The organism is Enterobacter cloacae complex sp. IR5450, from assembly GCF_049238665.1.
GTDB classification, from domain to species: Bacteria; Pseudomonadota; Gammaproteobacteria; order Enterobacterales; family Enterobacteriaceae; genus Enterobacter; species Enterobacter hormaechei_C.
On sequence record NZ_JBMKIC010000004.1, the window covers coordinates 131,135 to 145,728 of the forward strand.

General features: G+C 56.0%; 13 protein-coding genes and 1 pseudogene. 7 read left to right on the forward strand and 7 right to left on the reverse strand.

Annotation, left to right across the window (positions count from 1 at the left end; translation table 11 throughout):
* The 6 genes from ypdE to dcuC form a co-directional block, all read right to left on the reverse strand.
* Positions 1-1,041 carry an aminopeptidase gene (ypdE, locus tag ACOTYB_RS05710; protein ID WP_058658460.1) on the reverse strand — a complete coding sequence of 347 codons (1,041 nt, stop codon included), beginning with the start codon at positions 1,039-1,041 and terminating at the stop codon, positions 1-3.
* Positions 1,014-2,126 carry an aminopeptidase gene (gene ypdF, locus ACOTYB_RS05715; RefSeq protein ID WP_126525173.1) on the reverse strand — a complete coding sequence of 371 codons (1,113 nt, stop codon included), beginning with the start codon at positions 2,124-2,126 and terminating at the stop codon, positions 1,014-1,016. Before ypdF ends, ypdE begins: the two co-directional genes overlap by 28 nt.
* Before the next feature lie 11 nt (positions 2,127-2,137).
* Positions 2,138-3,388, reverse strand: coding sequence for a PTS fructose transporter subunit IIC (locus ACOTYB_RS05720; protein WP_421765770.1), 1,251 nt, complete (start codon positions 3,386-3,388; stop codon positions 2,138-2,140).
* A gap of 27 nt (positions 3,389-3,415) precedes the next feature.
* Complete coding sequence (locus ACOTYB_RS05725; RefSeq protein ID WP_017382483.1) at positions 3,416-3,739, reverse strand: PTS fructose transporter subunit IIB; 324 nt, start codon at positions 3,737-3,739, stop codon at positions 3,416-3,418.
* A gap of 173 nt (positions 3,740-3,912) precedes the next feature.
* Positions 3,913-4,722, reverse strand: coding sequence for a ribonuclease I (gene rna, locus ACOTYB_RS05730; RefSeq protein ID WP_409248774.1), 810 nt, complete (start codon positions 4,720-4,722; stop codon positions 3,913-3,915).
* 94 nt (positions 4,723-4,816) lie between these two features.
* Complete coding sequence (gene dcuC / locus ACOTYB_RS05735; RefSeq protein ID WP_017382481.1) at positions 4,817-6,184, reverse strand: anaerobic C4-dicarboxylate transporter DcuC; 1,368 nt, start codon at positions 6,182-6,184, stop codon at positions 4,817-4,819.
* Between the two features lie 339 nt (positions 6,185-6,523).
* Here dcuC and ACOTYB_RS05740 point away from each other — a divergent pair, with 339 nt between their 5' ends.
* The 7 genes and pseudogenes from ACOTYB_RS05740 (at position 6,524) to cspE (ending at position 13,985) form a co-directional block, all read left to right on the forward strand.
* Complete coding sequence (locus tag ACOTYB_RS05740; RefSeq protein ID WP_126525174.1) at positions 6,524-6,925, forward strand: hypothetical protein; 402 nt, start codon at positions 6,524-6,526, stop codon at positions 6,923-6,925.
* Between the two features lie 53 nt (positions 6,926-6,978).
* Positions 6,979-7,272, forward strand: a complete 294-nt coding sequence (locus ACOTYB_RS05745) for a copper-binding protein (RefSeq protein ID WP_032608845.1) — start codon at positions 6,979-6,981, stop codon at positions 7,270-7,272.
* Between the two features lie 11 nt (positions 7,273-7,283).
* Positions 7,284-8,539 (forward strand): annotated as a pseudogene (locus ACOTYB_RS05750) (TolC family protein).
* Positions 8,536-9,735 carry an efflux RND transporter periplasmic adaptor subunit gene (locus tag ACOTYB_RS05755; RefSeq protein ID WP_409248775.1) on the forward strand — a complete coding sequence of 400 codons (1,200 nt, stop codon included), beginning with the start codon at positions 8,536-8,538 and terminating at the stop codon, positions 9,733-9,735. Before ACOTYB_RS05750 ends, ACOTYB_RS05755 begins: the two are co-directional and overlap by 4 nt.
* Positions 9,732-12,848: an efflux RND transporter permease subunit gene (locus ACOTYB_RS05760; protein WP_126525177.1), complete on the forward strand. Its 3,117-nt coding sequence runs from the start codon at positions 9,732-9,734 to the stop codon at positions 12,846-12,848. Before ACOTYB_RS05755 ends, ACOTYB_RS05760 begins: the two co-directional genes overlap by 4 nt.
* Before the next feature lie 161 nt (positions 12,849-13,009).
* On the forward strand, positions 13,010-13,585 hold the full coding sequence (pagP, locus tag ACOTYB_RS05765; protein WP_409248776.1) for a lipid IV(A) palmitoyltransferase PagP: 576 nt from the start codon (positions 13,010-13,012) through the stop codon (positions 13,583-13,585).
* Positions 13,586-13,775: 190 nt separating this feature from the next.
* Complete coding sequence (gene cspE, locus ACOTYB_RS05770; RefSeq protein WP_002439184.1) at positions 13,776-13,985, forward strand: transcription antiterminator/RNA stability regulator CspE; 210 nt, start codon at positions 13,776-13,778, stop codon at positions 13,983-13,985.
* A gap of 219 nt (positions 13,986-14,204) precedes the next feature.
* Here the strand turns inward: cspE and crcB are convergent, their stop codons facing one another.
* Positions 14,205-14,588 carry a fluoride efflux transporter CrcB gene (gene crcB / locus ACOTYB_RS05775; protein WP_017382474.1) on the reverse strand — a complete coding sequence of 128 codons (384 nt, stop codon included), beginning with the start codon at positions 14,586-14,588 and terminating at the stop codon, positions 14,205-14,207.
* Between the last annotated feature and the right edge of the window lie 6 nt (positions 14,589-14,594).

Consider the following 14,594-nt stretch of genomic DNA (forward strand, 5'->3'; position numbering starts at 1 on the left):
TCAGCATCTGAAGTCCGTCAGATGATCCACGGTCTCACGGTTCATGCCTGCCACAAGCGCGACAAGCAGTTGTTGGGTGTGATGAATGTCTTTTTCGTCGGCAATGGATGCCGCGCAGTGCCCGTGTCGGGTAGGGGGACCAAGCACAAGAGTCGGCACGCCAGTGCCGGAGAGATGGATCGCCCCGCCGTCCGTTCCGCCGTTGCTGAACATGTCTTTTTGCAGCGGGATCCCCTGCGAGCGCGCGATTGTCTCAGCCAGCGCAATCAGTTTGGCTGGGGCGATGAGCGTTTTGTCGTACAGCACCAGCATCGGGCCCGCACCGATCTGGCGATGGTTGGCGCTGCCATAATCGAAATTTTTTGACCAGCAGGCGGTATCCAGCACCAGCGCGATATCAGGATGAATGGCGCGCGTGGCGGTCTGGCCGCCGCGCAGGCCGACCTCTTCACTTGAGCTGGCCACCAGCCAAAGCTCGCAGTCGAGCGGCGTCTGGTGCAGCTCGCGCAGCAGCGCAATCAGCAGGTAACAGCCGAGACGATCGTCGAAGGCTTTACCCATCACCCGATTGTGGGGAAGGGTCTGAAAGGGTGTATCGAACGTCACGCGGTCGCCTGCGTCGATACCGGCGGCGAACACCTCCTCCGCCGACGTCGCGCCAATGTCGACACGCAAATTGTCAACGTTTTCTCCTTTCAGATCCCCATCCAGCAGTCCCGGTATTTTTTTCCCGTTACGCGTGGTGATGCGCACCGGCTGAAGGGTACGGGCCATCATGCGCACGTTGCCGATGGGCAGGACATCAATGGCCCCTTCGCGCGAGACGCTACGCACCATAAAACCGACTTCATCCATATGGGCGCAGACCATCACCTTCGGGCCCCGGCTCTGGTTGACGCGGATAAGCACGGAACCCAGCCCATCAAACTGAACCTCTTTATGGTATTTTTGCGCCTCACTGAGCAGGATGTCGCGCACCTCTTGCTCTGAGGCCGCAATGGCGTCTGCTTCGCTCAGGGCGCGCAGTAAATCGCTGTCCACTCTTGTTCTCCCGTCAGCAATAGCTGTTTGTCGAAGGTATAAAGCACCTCGGCGCCCGTTTCCGTCACCAGCACCACATCTTCAATTCGTACCCCGCCCAGGTGTTCAAGGTAGATCCCCGGCTCAACGGTCAGCACCATGCCGGGCTGCAACGGGGTGCGGTCAGTAGGGGAAAAACGTGGATTTTCATGAACATCAATACCAATGGCATGGCCGGTGTTATGCCCGAACTGCGGACCGTAACCTGCACGTTCAATCACGGAACGTGCGGCGCTATCGATCTGATGACAGGAAACGCCGGGGCGGATGGCATCAATAGCTGCCTGTTGTGCCGCCAGAACGATCTGGTACACCGCATAGAGAGGGTGTTCCTCCGGCGGCGTGTTTTGCCCGGCGACAAGAAAGGTCCTTGTCATATCCGAGCAATACCCCTGGTGTTGGGCGCCGAAATCAAGGGTGATCATCTCGCCAGGCATAATCACTTTGTCAGAGGCTTTGCCGTGGGGCAGCGCACCGCGCGGCCCGCTGGCGACAATGGTGTCGAAAGAGGGCTTGTCCGCACCCTCCTGCTTCATAAACCACTCCAGCTCGGCAGCGACTTCACGTTCGCGCATACCGGGCTGAATGAAACGCCGGATGTGCTGTGCGGCGCGGTCGGCAATGCCGCATGCTGCACGGATACGGTCGATTTCGTCAGCGGTTTTTATCTGCCGCAGCGCGTCGAGCGAGGTGCTGCAAAGGGCGGTATTCAGCGTATCGCGCCACAGCACGCCTGTTTGCCAGCTCACGTATTCACCCTCAAAGCCAAGACGGGTGAGAGCTTCCTTCGCAATAATCTGATTCACCGCCTGCGCAAGCGGGTTCTCCGTGTTAAGCAGGTGCATCTCATAGCCCGCCGCTCGTGAAGCGATATCGCTGTAGTAACGGAAATCCACCAGGATATGTGCCGCGGTTTGTGTCACCAGTACATAGCCCGAACCGGTTGAAATGCCCAGGTGCGGCTGTTTATTCTGGCGCGAAGAGATGAGCACGCCGTCCAGTTTTTCCGCAGCCAGCCAGGCACGAAGCCTTCTCAGTAATTCCATGTTTCACCCCGTTACAGCGTGTTGATAGCGAGTTTCCCGCGCTTGTGCAGACTGTTACGAATAATCACTACCAACAGCGCGGTGATCGCCGCCCCGACCACAATACTGAGCATGTACGCCCCCAGATTGGTGACCAGTGGCCACGCCCAGATCGCCGATTCAGGGAACCACTGCACGGCACCGAGCGCGGTGGCGGTCATTGCACCGGCGATCGCGCCCGCCATATACGCCGGCAGCGTCGCAAGCGGATTTTCCAGCAGGAACGGGATGGCCCCTTCACTGATGCCCATAAAGGCGAGGAACATGGCCGTTTTGCCTTGCGGATAAAGCTGCGGACTAAACAGGCGTTTGCCGGTCAGACGATGGTCAATCAGCGTGGCCAGCCCCAGACCAATGGGCGGAATAACAATCGCCACGGCGCGGGAGGTGATGGGCAGGACATGATCGGTTGTCAGCCCCAGGCCAACAAATCCCGCCGCTTTGTTAATGGGGCCGCCAAGATCAATCGCCGTGGCCGCCGCCATCCCGATGGCGTACATCATGGAGCCCGCCTGACCCGCCGCCAGCAGTACGGTCCGCATACCTGCATTCAGCCAGCCGCCAATCGGCGTGATGATGTAATACATCGCCTGCATCACAAACAGCGCCGAGAGGATTGGGATCAGAAAGGTGCTTTTAAAGGCCAGCAGATACTGTGGAACGTTAATGCGGCTATTCAGCCATTTGACCAGATAGCCTGCGGCTATGGCGATAATCAGTGCGCCAATAAACGTGGAGGGCACGGGTTTGGTGGCAAGCCAGGTCAGTTTTTCCGCATCAAAGTTCAGCACCAGCGTCGGCTGCGTGGCGACAAGGCCACCAATAAACCCGGCCGGGAAGGCCAGTTTTCCGCCGATAGAGTTGGCGACAAAGGCGGCAAACATTGGGATGGCGAAGCTGAACAGCAGCCCGCCGAACGATTCAGTCAGATAGCCAAATTTCAATAGCGAGAGATTGAAACCGGTGAATTTGCCTGAGTTAAGCGCGTCGAGAATACCGGTGTCAGGCGGGATCTCCAGCCAGACGTAGGCGATAAGCTGTGAAATGGCGAGGATAACCCCGCCCATGATAAGTGTTGGCACCATGCGGGATATCCCCGACATAATGTGCTGTGGAAGCTCTTTCCAGAAAGACGCACCGGCGGCAACCGGTGCGGATTTGATGGCAAGTGTGTCACCCTCGTGACTGTTCGGGCGAACCGCGCTGCGTTTTTTAATAGCCATGACGAAAACCCCTGGATGTGAAGATTATTATTGTTCTGCTGCAATCATCTCTTCGATCTCTTTCAGGGTGCCTGCCGCGTTTTTAATGGCGTCCTGAAGCGTAATCTCATACACGTCGCGCGTTTCGAAGCGTTCATTGTCTTCCGGGGTGATCGCGATGGCGTGGATGATAATGTCAGCGTCGGCAATATCCTGCGGGGTCAGGCGATTCTGGATCCCGTCCGCGCCCTGGGTTTCAATTTTTACCTCATAACCGGCTTCCGTCGCCGCGTCTTCCAGCGCCTGGGCTGCCATGAAGGTATGTGCCAGGCCCATCGGGCAGGCGCACAGTGCAATCAGTTTTTTAGCCATGTGAAATTCCTCCTGTAGATAACGCCACGATTATGACGGGGAGGTTTCAGTGATGTTTACCAGATTAATAATGCTTTTGCTGGAAAAATGATGCGTGTGAGCGGAAGTGTGAGGTTAATCGTCATATCACGGAAGCCGATGAAAAACCGGGCAAAAAGTTGCCCGGCGCAGCATCAGTAACCGGCTTTATCAATGACAAACTGTTTGCCGCAGTTGCCCGGATGCGGCTGTGGCGCAAAGGAGCCGGCAGAGAGTGGGTTGTTGATGGTGCTGGCGTTCAGCGAGATCTGCATTTCGGTCAGATAAGCCGGATTGCCGTGGCAGGTAAGCTTGAACGCTTTTACGCTCTGTTTTCCCCAGCTTTTGGCCACGGCTGCATCGAAGTCGCTGCGGCGGACGCTTTTGCCATAGTTTTCCGCCAGAAATTTTCCTGCCGCGCTGTGCTTCACTTCCTGGTTCATGCGCACCATGGTGCCGAAGTAAGCGTCGGGATCAAAACCAAAGCAGACGCCGTGTTTCGCGTATTCATAACGTTCAAGGCAGGAGTTGCCGCCCGCGCCGGGCATCACGCTGTTCAGCTTCGCCGCGCCCGTTAGCGATAGTCCGGTCTCTGCGGCGTCACATTTGCGGCTGGCTTTTGCTTCCGGCATATTCGGAACCGGACGAGTGGCGCAGCCGAAGCGCATCCAGCGGCGTTCATCCACTCCGCGAGCGGCAATCGATTTCGGCAATGCTGGCCATAAGCCGTGGACGGTCAGAAAATCGGTTTTGTTGCTGCTCTCTTTTTGCAGGCGACACTCTTCCGGTTCGTCACGGTTACGTTCGACCATGCTCTGGCAAAATCCGGTTTGCCAGGAAAGGGCCAGAACGTAGCGATCGAAATCGTCGTACTGGGTTGGCTTAAGCGGATCTGCCTGAATTGAGAAGACACAGAGTGCAAGCGCTACTGCGCCAGACGGGATAACGATATCCTTCCTGAACATTTGCTTTCCTGATTGGTTGGGCGCGATTAATTTCTGGGGGTTATTAAAGCACAAAAAGCGCCCGCAGGCGCTTTTTGGAAATCAGGAATTTCGCTTAGGCAGCGCCGGGAACCAGTACTTCGGTGGCGATAATAACGATAATCAGGCCAACCAGCACCGGCACTGACGTGCGTTTTACCACTTCAAACGGAGAGATTTTCGCCATCCCCGCAACCGCAACCACCACGCCCGATACCGGAGAAATGGTACGACCCAGGTTGGAGGCCTGAAGCATTGGAATGGACAGGTAAGCCGGGTTGATGCCGGAGGAGTGTGCCAGCTTAGGGATCATCTCAACAAAGGCGTAGAACGGCGCGTTACCGGAGCCGGTGGTCATCGCCGCCAGCATGGTCAGCACCACCAGCACCAGCATCAGGATAATGCTGGCCGAGCCGAACGAGGTGGCGATAGAGATCAGGCTCTGAATAAAGCCGATGGTGCTCAGCCCCTGGGCAAACACCCCCGCGGCAACCAGCAGCATCACCACGCCCGCGAAGGCATCCGCCATACCGCGGAAGGCTACTTCCAGACCCGTGAACACTTTCTGGGTGTTAAAACCACGAACGAACTCCAGGATGGCCGCCAGCAGCATACAGATCACCAGGATAGTGATGATGTGCAGCTGCGGGCCCCATTTGCCGTCGAAAATAAGCACGCCAATAATCGGCGTGAAGGGCAGGATGGAATAAAACGCCGGGGCGGTAGTGGTGATTTCGCTGACGTCCATCATTTCGTGGCTGACGTTCTCTTTCTTATCGAGATAGCGCTGCCAGAAGAAATGCGCCACGCCCATGCCGAGAATAGCGGTGATGGAGATCGGCAGTGTGGTTTTGAAGGCGAAGTCAATTAGCGACATTTCCGCGGCTTTCGCGGCCAGCACTACGTCACCGGAAGTAGGGGAGAGAATAATCGCCGCCGGAGAGGCGCAAATAGCCGCCGCTGCACCACGGCTGATCCCGACGTTAACCATTACCGGGAATAAAGTTGCCATTAACAGCACGCCAAGGCCCGTTGCTGAGGAAACGGCTAATGACATCAGACAGGCCAGGAAATAGGCCGCGACCATCAGCAGATAGGGGGAGTTAATATATTGCAGCGGCTTAGAAGCCAGCTTTACCACCATATCATTCGCGCCGATATGGGTCATATAGGCAGCAAATCCGCAGAGCATCATGATCATCATGCCCAGATCGCCGCCGCGGCTCATCAGCAGAATTTTTATATATTCCACAATATCGGTAGCGGTATATCCGGTACTGGCTTCGCTGGCGGGTAAAACCTGATGACCCATTAGCGCGCTAATGATCAGCAGCGTCAGGCCGCCGACAAATAGCACGCCGGTGGCTGAGTAACCTTTAATGATGTAGCGTGCTACACCGACAATGACCACGACTCCAATGAGGAGTTCGAGAAAAGTAAGCATGATTTCCCCTATTTCCTTGCTGCCCGAGAGACAAATAATCAATAAAAAAGAAGCTGAAATGTGCCGAATAAATGTCCAGTCCTTGCTGATTAAAATCAAGAAAGAGACTACTAAAGGCACTGATGACGATATTTTTGCTAACCCTGCGTCATTTATATTAAGACGTTATTGACCTGATGAATAGATATTATATGTCATTAAATTGATGGTGAAGTGTTAAGGTTTTGAGTATTACTTGCCGACAATCGATTTAAAACGTAAATCTCTTTAAAACCACTCCTCTTTCATTCTTTTGCCTGCTTATACTCGGTTCACTTTCTCCTGTCCGACGATCTCAATATGTACGCCACCTGGACATATCGCCTGCGCTTTATCAAAAAACATCTGCTGATGTTTTTGCTGGCGTTTGGCTGGCTGTTGATCCAGACTCAGGTGGCCGTCGCCTCCCATCAATGTTCAATGGATTTGCGCGGCGAGGTGGCCACCATCCAGCATATGGAGATGATGGCGCAACCGGGGCCGCATTATGCTGCCGGTGCTTCACCGCTGTGTGAAAAACATTGTGTGCCGGATCAGGTACAAAAAGATCCTGCCCAGCCGCATCTGGTGGCGCTGCCTGCCGCCATGACCCTGACCTTAACTCCGCCAGAGTGCTCGTCTGCAAGCCATTCTGCGTGGTCCGTTACCCCTCCTGCTGTGGGGCCGCCGGCAACGATCCGCTATTGCCGGTTTCGGGAGTAAAAACCTGTTAATTCGTTGATTTTATTTACTTAACGTTTAACAGGAGTTTTATCATGCGTACCGTATTCCTTTCCGCGCTGGTTGGCGCGTCCGTCTCTTTCGCTTCTTATACCGTTCAGGCAAACCAGACCTGGCAGGGCCGCGGCGTGGTTCAGTCGATCTCTGACAGCGCCGTCATGCTCCGGCACGAGGCCATACCGGAACTAAAATGGTCAGCGATGACCATGCCGTTTACTTTATCTGCCGGCGCCACGCTGAATGGCACCAAACCGGGGGATGAGGTGACCTTCACGCTTGAGCGTGCGGGTGACGGTTTCCAGATTATCTCGCTGACGCCAGCGCGCTAAGCGAGGTCACCATGAAACAACACACACTGAGCCTGTGGCTCGGTGGGGTGTTGTTCGGCCTGTTAACCTCCGCCGCGCAGGCGGAGCCGTGGACGCTCGACACACCCTGACCGAAGCCCAGCGCTACTCAGCAGAACTTTCCGCCAGCCGTAACGAAGCGCAGGCGCTGGATGCGATGGCGGATTCCGCCACGCAATTACCTGACCCAAAACTGAAATTCGGTATCGAAAACGTGCCGGTACAGGGCAGCAACGATCGGCGGCTGACGCGCGAAGGGATGACCATGCAGAAGGTTGGCATCATGCAAAGCTACGTCAGCTCAGAGAAGCGGGAACGTAAAGCGCAGACCTTTCAGGCGCAGGCGCGAAGCGTGCTGGCAAAATCCGAGGCCGTCCGCGCCGCGCTTCAGCGTGATACCGCCCAGGCCTGGCTGGATCTGGCGCTGGCCCAGCAGGCACTGAACACGGCCAGAACGCTGGTCCGTGAAACGGAACGTCAGCGCGGCGTGCAGAAGGCGAGCGTCGGGGCGGGAAGCGCAATGCCGGACAGCGTACTGGCCCTGCAAATGATCCTCAGCTCCATGCGCGACAAAGAGACGCTGGCGCAGCGGGATGTGCAGCTGGCGCAAAGCCGTCTGCTGGAGCTTACGGGGCACGCGATTACGGCGGTTCGCGGTCCGCTGCCGCGCTATCAGCGTCTTCCTGCCGATGAAAAAACGTTGCAGGAGGGGATCGTCAGGCACCCGGAAGTGGAGGCCGCACGACGTGAAGCCGAGACCGCGAAAGCGCGTTCAGCGCAATCTGCCGTGGCGGCGATACCCGATGTGGATGTGGAGGTCTATTACGCCCACCGCGCTGAAGGCTATGACGATATGGCTGGCGTGATGTTCAGCGTGGATCTGCCTCTGTTCCAGTCAAAACGTCAGGACAAGAATTACGCCGCCGATGTTTCCCGCTCTATGCAGGCGGTGGATCAACTGACGCTGCTCAAGCGCGAACACATTGCCCAGGTGCAAACGCTGGTGGCGCAGTATCAGGCTGCGCAAACGGTGTGGCAGCGACAGCGGGACGAGGTACTACCGTTGCAGCGTCAACGGCTGGCGGTACTGACGGCGCAATATCGCTCTGGACAGTCGGCGCTTCCGGCCCTGCTGGAGGCGCGTCGTGGCGTACTGGATACGGAACTGGCGGTGAACCAGGCGGAGCGCGAAATGGCGCGAACCTGGGCTGCCGTGAACTGGCTGATCCCGCAGGAGCTGGCGCAATGAAAAAAACAACGTTAATGGCGATTGCCATCGCGATAGCTGCCGCTGGCGGCTATTTTGTCGGACAGAAGCAGACGCATCAGCCGGCTGCGGCTGCACAACCCTCTGAACGTAAGGTGCTTTACTGGTACGACCCTATGGTGCCCGGTCAGCGCTTCGATAAGCCGGGTAAATCCCCCTTTATGGATATGGATCTGGTCCCGCGCTACGCCGATGAAGCACAGGCGGCGTCAGGCGTGGCCATCAGCACTCAACAGCAGCAAAACCTGGGGATGAAAACCGCCAACGTTGAGATGCGCCAGCTGGTTTCGCCGTTCTCGGTCTTTGCCACGGTTGCAACGGATGAACGTAACGTCTCGGTGGTGTCAGCCCCGGCCAATGGCGTGGTGTCAAAATTGTTTGTTAATGCGCCGCAGCAGCAGGTGAAAGCCGGAGAGGCGCTGGCGCAACTGTGGATCCCGCAGTGGACCACCGCCCAGCAGGAGTATCTCGCGGTTCGTCAGCTTGGCGATGCCGCATTGACCCGCGCCGCACGCGAGCGGCTGGCGTTGCAGTTTATGCCGGAAGAGGTCATTCGTTTGCTGGAGCGTAGCGGTAAGCCGCAGACCACGCTCACCCTGCGCGCTGACCGGGCGGGGTATGTGGTGAAGCTGGACGTGCGGGAAGGGGCGCAAATCACCGCAACGGCGCCGCTGTTTGAGATCGCCAGGCTCGATCCGGTCTGGCTGGTGGTCGATTACCCGCAAACGCAGGCGCAGTCTCTGGCAGTGGGCAGCAACGTGGTCGCAACGTCAGAAAGCTGGCCGGGGGAGCAATTCCACGGCACGGTCAGCGAATTGCTGCCGCAGATGGAGACGACCACGCGAACCCTGAAAGCCCGTATCGTGCTGGAAAATTCCGCACATAAGCTGAAGCCGGGCATGTACCTCTCCGTCAGGCGTGCGGAAGAGATGAAAGGCCCGCCGGTGCTGGCGGTGCCGGAAGAGGCGGTGATTAACAGCGGAGAGTCTGCGCGTCTGCTGCTGGCTAGCGGGGACGGTTATTTCCGGCCTGTGACGGTGACAACCGGCCTGACGGCGCAGGGCTGGACGGCGATCCTGTCCGGGGTCAAAGAGGGCGATAAGGTGGTGACGTCCGGGCAATTCCTCATTGATTCCGAAGCCAGCCTGCGTAGCGTGATGCCGGAGGTGACGCCATGATTGCCGCTGTGATTCGCGCCTCGTTGCGTAACCGCCTGCTGGTGATCCTGGCCGCGCTGATGATGGCCAGCTGGGGCTGGTGGGCGGTGCAGCGCGCGCCGCTGGACGCGTTGCCCGATCTGTCTGATGTGCAGGTCATTATCAAAGCGAGTTACCCCGGGAAAGCGCCGCAGGTGATTGAAGATCAGGTGACCTGGCCGCTGACAACCTCCATGTTGTCTGTGCCGGGCGCTAAAACCGTGCGCGGTTTTTCAATGTTTGGTGACGCTTATGTGTATGTGCTGTTTGAGGATGGCACCGATCTCTACTGGGCGCGATCCCGGGTGCTGGAATATTTAAGCCAGGTACAGGCGCAGTTTCCGCCGGGCGTGAAGGTGTCGCTGGGGCCGGATGCGACGGGCGTCGGCTGGATCTACGAATATGCACTGATCGACCGTAGTGGAAAACACAGCCTGGCAGATCTGCGGGCCCTACAGGACTGGACGCTTAAGTTCGAGCTTAAGACGGTACCGAATGTATCTGAGGTGGCAAGTATTGGCGGAATGGTGCGTCAGTATCAGATCGTGGCGGACCCGGCGAAAATGCGCGCGCTGAATATTACCCACAGCCAGCTATCCGGCGCGGTGCAGGCCGCCAATAAGGAGAGCGGCGGCGCCCTGCTGGAGATGGGCGAAGCGGAGTATATGGTGCGGACAACGGGCTATTTGCGCTCGCTGGAGGATTTTCGCAATGTGGTGATCGCCACCCGCGATGGCGTACCTGTCCTGCTGAAAGATGTCGCCACCATTGGCATTGGCCCGGAGATCCGCCGGGGTGTGGCGGAGCTTAACGGTGAAGGGGAGGTTGCTGGCGGCGTAATCGTGATGCGCTACGGGCAGAACGCGCTGGAAACCCTTCGCGCGGTAAAAGCGAAACTGAGCGAGCTGCAAAAAACGCTGCCGCAGGGAGTCGAGATTGTTCCGGTCTACGATCGTTCCACGCTGATTGAGGACTCGGTCAAAACGCTGACGCACAAGCTGCTCGAAGAGTTTGCCGTGGTGGTACTGGTGTGTGCGCTGTTCCTGTTCCACCTGCGCTCCGCGCTGGTGGCGATGGTCTCTCTGCCGCTGGGGATCCTCGGGGCTTTTGTGGTGATGCACTATCAGGGCATTAACGCGAATATGATGTCGCTCGGCGGGATCGCCATTGCCATCGGGGCGATGGTGGATGCCGCAATTGTGATGATTGAAAACATGCACAAGGTGCTGGAGCAGTGGCGGCATGATAATCCGGGCAAGGAGCCCGCGCCGGGGGAATACTGGCGTCTGGCGGAAAAGGCGGCGGTTGAAGTGGGACCGGCGCTGTTTTGCAGCCTGTTAATCATCACGCTGTCATTTATACCGGTTTTTTCGCTGGAAGCGCAGGAGGGGAGAATGTTCTCGCCGCTGGCGTTCACCAAAACCTGGTCGATGGCCGTGGCCGCCGGGCTTGGGATCACCCTGGTGCCGGTGCTAATGGGCTTTTTCATTCGCGGGAAAATCCCGGATGAGAAGGCAAACCCGATCAACCGCCTCCTGATCCGCCTGTATGAGCCGCTGCTGGACAAGGTACTGACCTTCCCGAAAACGACGCTGGCACTGGCATGTCTGCTGCTGATCGCCACGCTCTGGCCGCTGAGCCGCCTGGGAAGCGAATTTATGCCGCCGCTGGATGAAGGAGATTTACTCTATATGCCCTCCACGCTGCCGGGGATCTCTGCTCGCGAGGCATCACGGCTGCTTCAGCAGACGGACCGCTTGATCAAAAGCGTCCCGGAGGTGGCGAGCGTGTTTGGCAAAGCCGGTCGGGCAGAGTCGGCAACCGATCCCGCGCCATTAACCATGCTGGAAACAACCATCCACTTTAAGCCCCGCGAGCAGTGGCGGCCAGGAATGACGCCGCAAAAGCTGGTGGAGGAGCTCGATAAAACCGTGTCGCTGCCGGGCATTGCCAATGTGTGGGTGCCGCCTGTCCGTAACCGTCTGGACATGCTGGCAACCGGGATCAAAAGCCCGGTCGGCATTAAGGTGAACGGCAATAATATTGCCGACATTGAGCGTGTGGCCCGGCAGATTGAGCAGGTGGTGAAGGACGTTCCTGGCGTCTCCTCTGCGCTGGCGGAGCGTCTGGAAGGCGGACGCTACGTGGATATTCGTATCGATCGGCAAAAAGCCGCGCGCTACGGCGTTTCCGTCGATGAACTGCAAAGCCTGGTCTCCACGCTGGTCGGGGGCGATAACATTGGCGAGGTGATCCAGGGACGCGAGCGGTATCCCATCAACCTGCGTTATCCCCGCGATTTGCGTGATAACGTCGACGCGTTGCGGGTGTTGCCGGTAGTGACCGCCAGCGGTAGCCAGGTGGCGCTGGGGGAATTGGCCGATATCGTCGTGACGGAAGGCCCACCGATGCTAAAAAGTGAAAACGCGCGCCTTTCCAGCTGGATCTATGTTGACTTGCGCGGGCGCGATCTGAAATCCGCCGTGGATGAAATGCAAAAACGGGTGGGAGAGAAGGTGGTATTGCCGCAGGCCGTGTCTCTCTCCTGGTCCGGGCAGTTTGAATATCTGGAACGGGCGACCGAGAGGCTCAAAATAGTTTTACCTGTCACGCTGATGATTATATTCGTCCTTTTATGGTTAACCTTCAGGCGGATATCAAATGTCCTGATAATAATGGGGACATTGCCGTTCGCGCTTATTGGGGGCGTGTGGTTATTGTGGCTGCTTGAATATAATTTGTCAGTGGCGGGGGGCGTTGGCTTTATCGCCCTCTCCGGAGTGGCGGCAGAATTCGGCGTAATTATGGTTCTTTATTTGAATCATGCGATCGATAAATATCACAGGCTGGAGCCAGAAGGGGGAAATACGGTGCTGATGCGGGCGATCCACGAAGGTGCCGTGCTGCGCGTGCGTCCGAAGGTGATGACGGTCGCTACTATTATGGCAGGACTGCTGCCCATCATGTGGGGGAGTGGGAGTGGCTCGGAGGTGATGCAACGTATTGCCGCGCCGATGATTGGTGGCATGGTAACGGCACCGTTATTGTCGATGTTAGTTATTCCCGCACTCTACAAATTGTTACATCAACGTTAAATATGTCAACTGCATGTGCTTATTCAGGCATGCAGTTTATGTATCCTCAGATTATTCCCAGGAACGGGATGGTAATTAGGAATAACACCCATGCTGTTAAGCGTTCATTCAAGTATTCTGTGTTAAGGTCTGCACCGAATACTAAATATGGTAATGGCATTGTGATTGTACGAATTAAATTCCCCCTGATTTTGTTGTTTATTATTGGGCAGTTATCGTGTGCGTTTGCTGTTAATGCAGACAGCAATACAGCGGATAAAGGCTGGTTCACCACCTTCACGGATAACGTCGCGCAAACATGGAATGAACCTGAGCATTACGATCTCTATATTCCGGCCATTACGTGGCATGCACGTTTCGCCTACGATAAAGAAAAAACAGACCGTTATAACGAACGTCCGTGGGGGGCCGGCTTCGGTCAGTCTCGCTGGGATGAAAAAGGTAACTGGCATGGCCTATACCTGATGGCGTTTAAGGACTCCTACAATAAATGGGAGCCTATTGGTGGCTACGGCTGGGAAAAAACCTGGCGTCCGTTATCGGACGACAACTTCCGTCTCGGGCTGGGCTATACGGCAGGGTTTACGGCGCGTGATAACTGGAAATACATTCCTGTTCCGGTACTGCTGCCGCTTGCCTCCATTGGTTACGTTCCGGCGACGTTTCAGATGACCTACATACCGGGTACCTATAACAACGGTAACGTTTACTTTGCCTGGATGCGGTTTCAGTTTTAACTGAGTTTTTCTGCTAAATCGGCCAAAAAATGCACAGACATTGAAATGTAAAGAATAAAAATCGGACAGCGAAAATTAACGCGACTTTTGTCACTTTTTATCAAAGATCCGCTGGACAAAACGCCTCACAATTGTTGTACTGATACCCGACACAGCATTTGTGTCGTTTTTTAATGTAAAGGTAATTTTGATGTCTAAGATTAAAGGTAACGTTAAGTGGTTTAATGAGTCCAAAGGATTCGGTTTCATTACTCCTGAAGATGGCAGCAAAGACGTGTTCGTACACTTCTCTGCAATCCAGTCTAATGGTTTCAAAACTCTGGCTGAAGGTCAGCGCGTAGAGTTCGAAATCACTAACGGTGCCAAAGGCCCTTCTGCTGCTAACGTAATCGCTCTGTAATTCAGACGCGTCAGCAAGAATTTCAAAACCCGCTCAATGAGCGGGTTTTTTTCGTTCTGGATCAACCGATAAGATAGATCTTCAGGAAGCTGGCGACGATCGCGACGCTTAGCAATACCATACCCACGCCTAAGAGATTTTCTTTCATGCTATCACCCTCGTTCAATATTGAGCCAAGAGTGACAGAGAAAAATTAAGCCAACATTAAGGTTGCCGTGCTTAATGTCCGCTGGCGGAGGAAAATAACCAGAATGCGATCGCAGTCATCGCAAACGAGCCAAGCATGTTAACGGCAATGTTCGTCAGCGCCCAGCCCATCCGGCCTTCCTGAAACAGAAACACCACCTCCGCAGAGAAGGTAGAAAACGTTGTTAAGCCGCCGCAGAAACCGGTTGTAATCAGAACCTTCCACATAGGGTCGATGTTGGTCATGCGATTAAACCAGGCCAGCCCCATCCCAATAATAAACGCCCCGATCAGATTTGCCGCCAGTGTCCCCATCGGAATGGCCTGATGCAGAGGGTTAAACCGCATGCTTAAGAGCCACCGCGCAACGCTACCCGTGCCTCCACCAATAAAAACGGCTATAAGTAGTTGTAACACTGTCAA

Excerpts from the sequence above, each read along its gene's own strand:
- ACOTYB_RS05745 (WP_032608845.1), top strand. The coding sequence starts at position 6,979 with ATGCGTACCGTATTCCTTTCCGCGCTGGTTGGCGCGTCCGTCTCTTTC.
- ACOTYB_RS05755 (WP_409248775.1), top strand. The coding sequence starts at position 8,536 with ATGAAAAAAACAACGTTAATGGCGATTGCCATCGCGATAGCTGCCGCT.
- ACOTYB_RS05760 (WP_126525177.1), top strand. The coding sequence starts at position 9,732 with ATGATTGCCGCTGTGATTCGCGCCTCGTTGCGTAACCGCCTGCTGGTG.
- rna (WP_409248774.1), bottom strand. The coding sequence starts at position 4,722 with ATGTTCAGGAAGGATATCGTTATCCCGTCTGGCGCAGTAGCGCTTGCA.
- ACOTYB_RS05740 (WP_126525174.1), top strand. The coding sequence starts at position 6,524 with ATGTACGCCACCTGGACATATCGCCTGCGCTTTATCAAAAAACATCTG.
- dcuC (WP_017382481.1), bottom strand. The coding sequence starts at position 6,184 with ATGCTTACTTTTCTCGAACTCCTCATTGGAGTCGTGGTCATTGTCGGT.
- cspE (WP_002439184.1), top strand. The coding sequence starts at position 13,776 with ATGTCTAAGATTAAAGGTAACGTTAAGTGGTTTAATGAGTCCAAAGGA.
- ACOTYB_RS05720 (WP_421765770.1), bottom strand. The coding sequence starts at position 3,388 with ATGGCTATTAAAAAACGCAGCGCGGTTCGCCCGAACAGTCACGAGGGT.
- ACOTYB_RS05725 (WP_017382483.1), bottom strand. The coding sequence starts at position 3,739 with ATGGCTAAAAAACTGATTGCACTGTGCGCCTGCCCGATGGGCCTGGCA.
- ypdF (WP_126525173.1), bottom strand. The coding sequence starts at position 2,126 with ATGGAATTACTGAGAAGGCTTCGTGCCTGGCTGGCTGCGGAAAAACTG.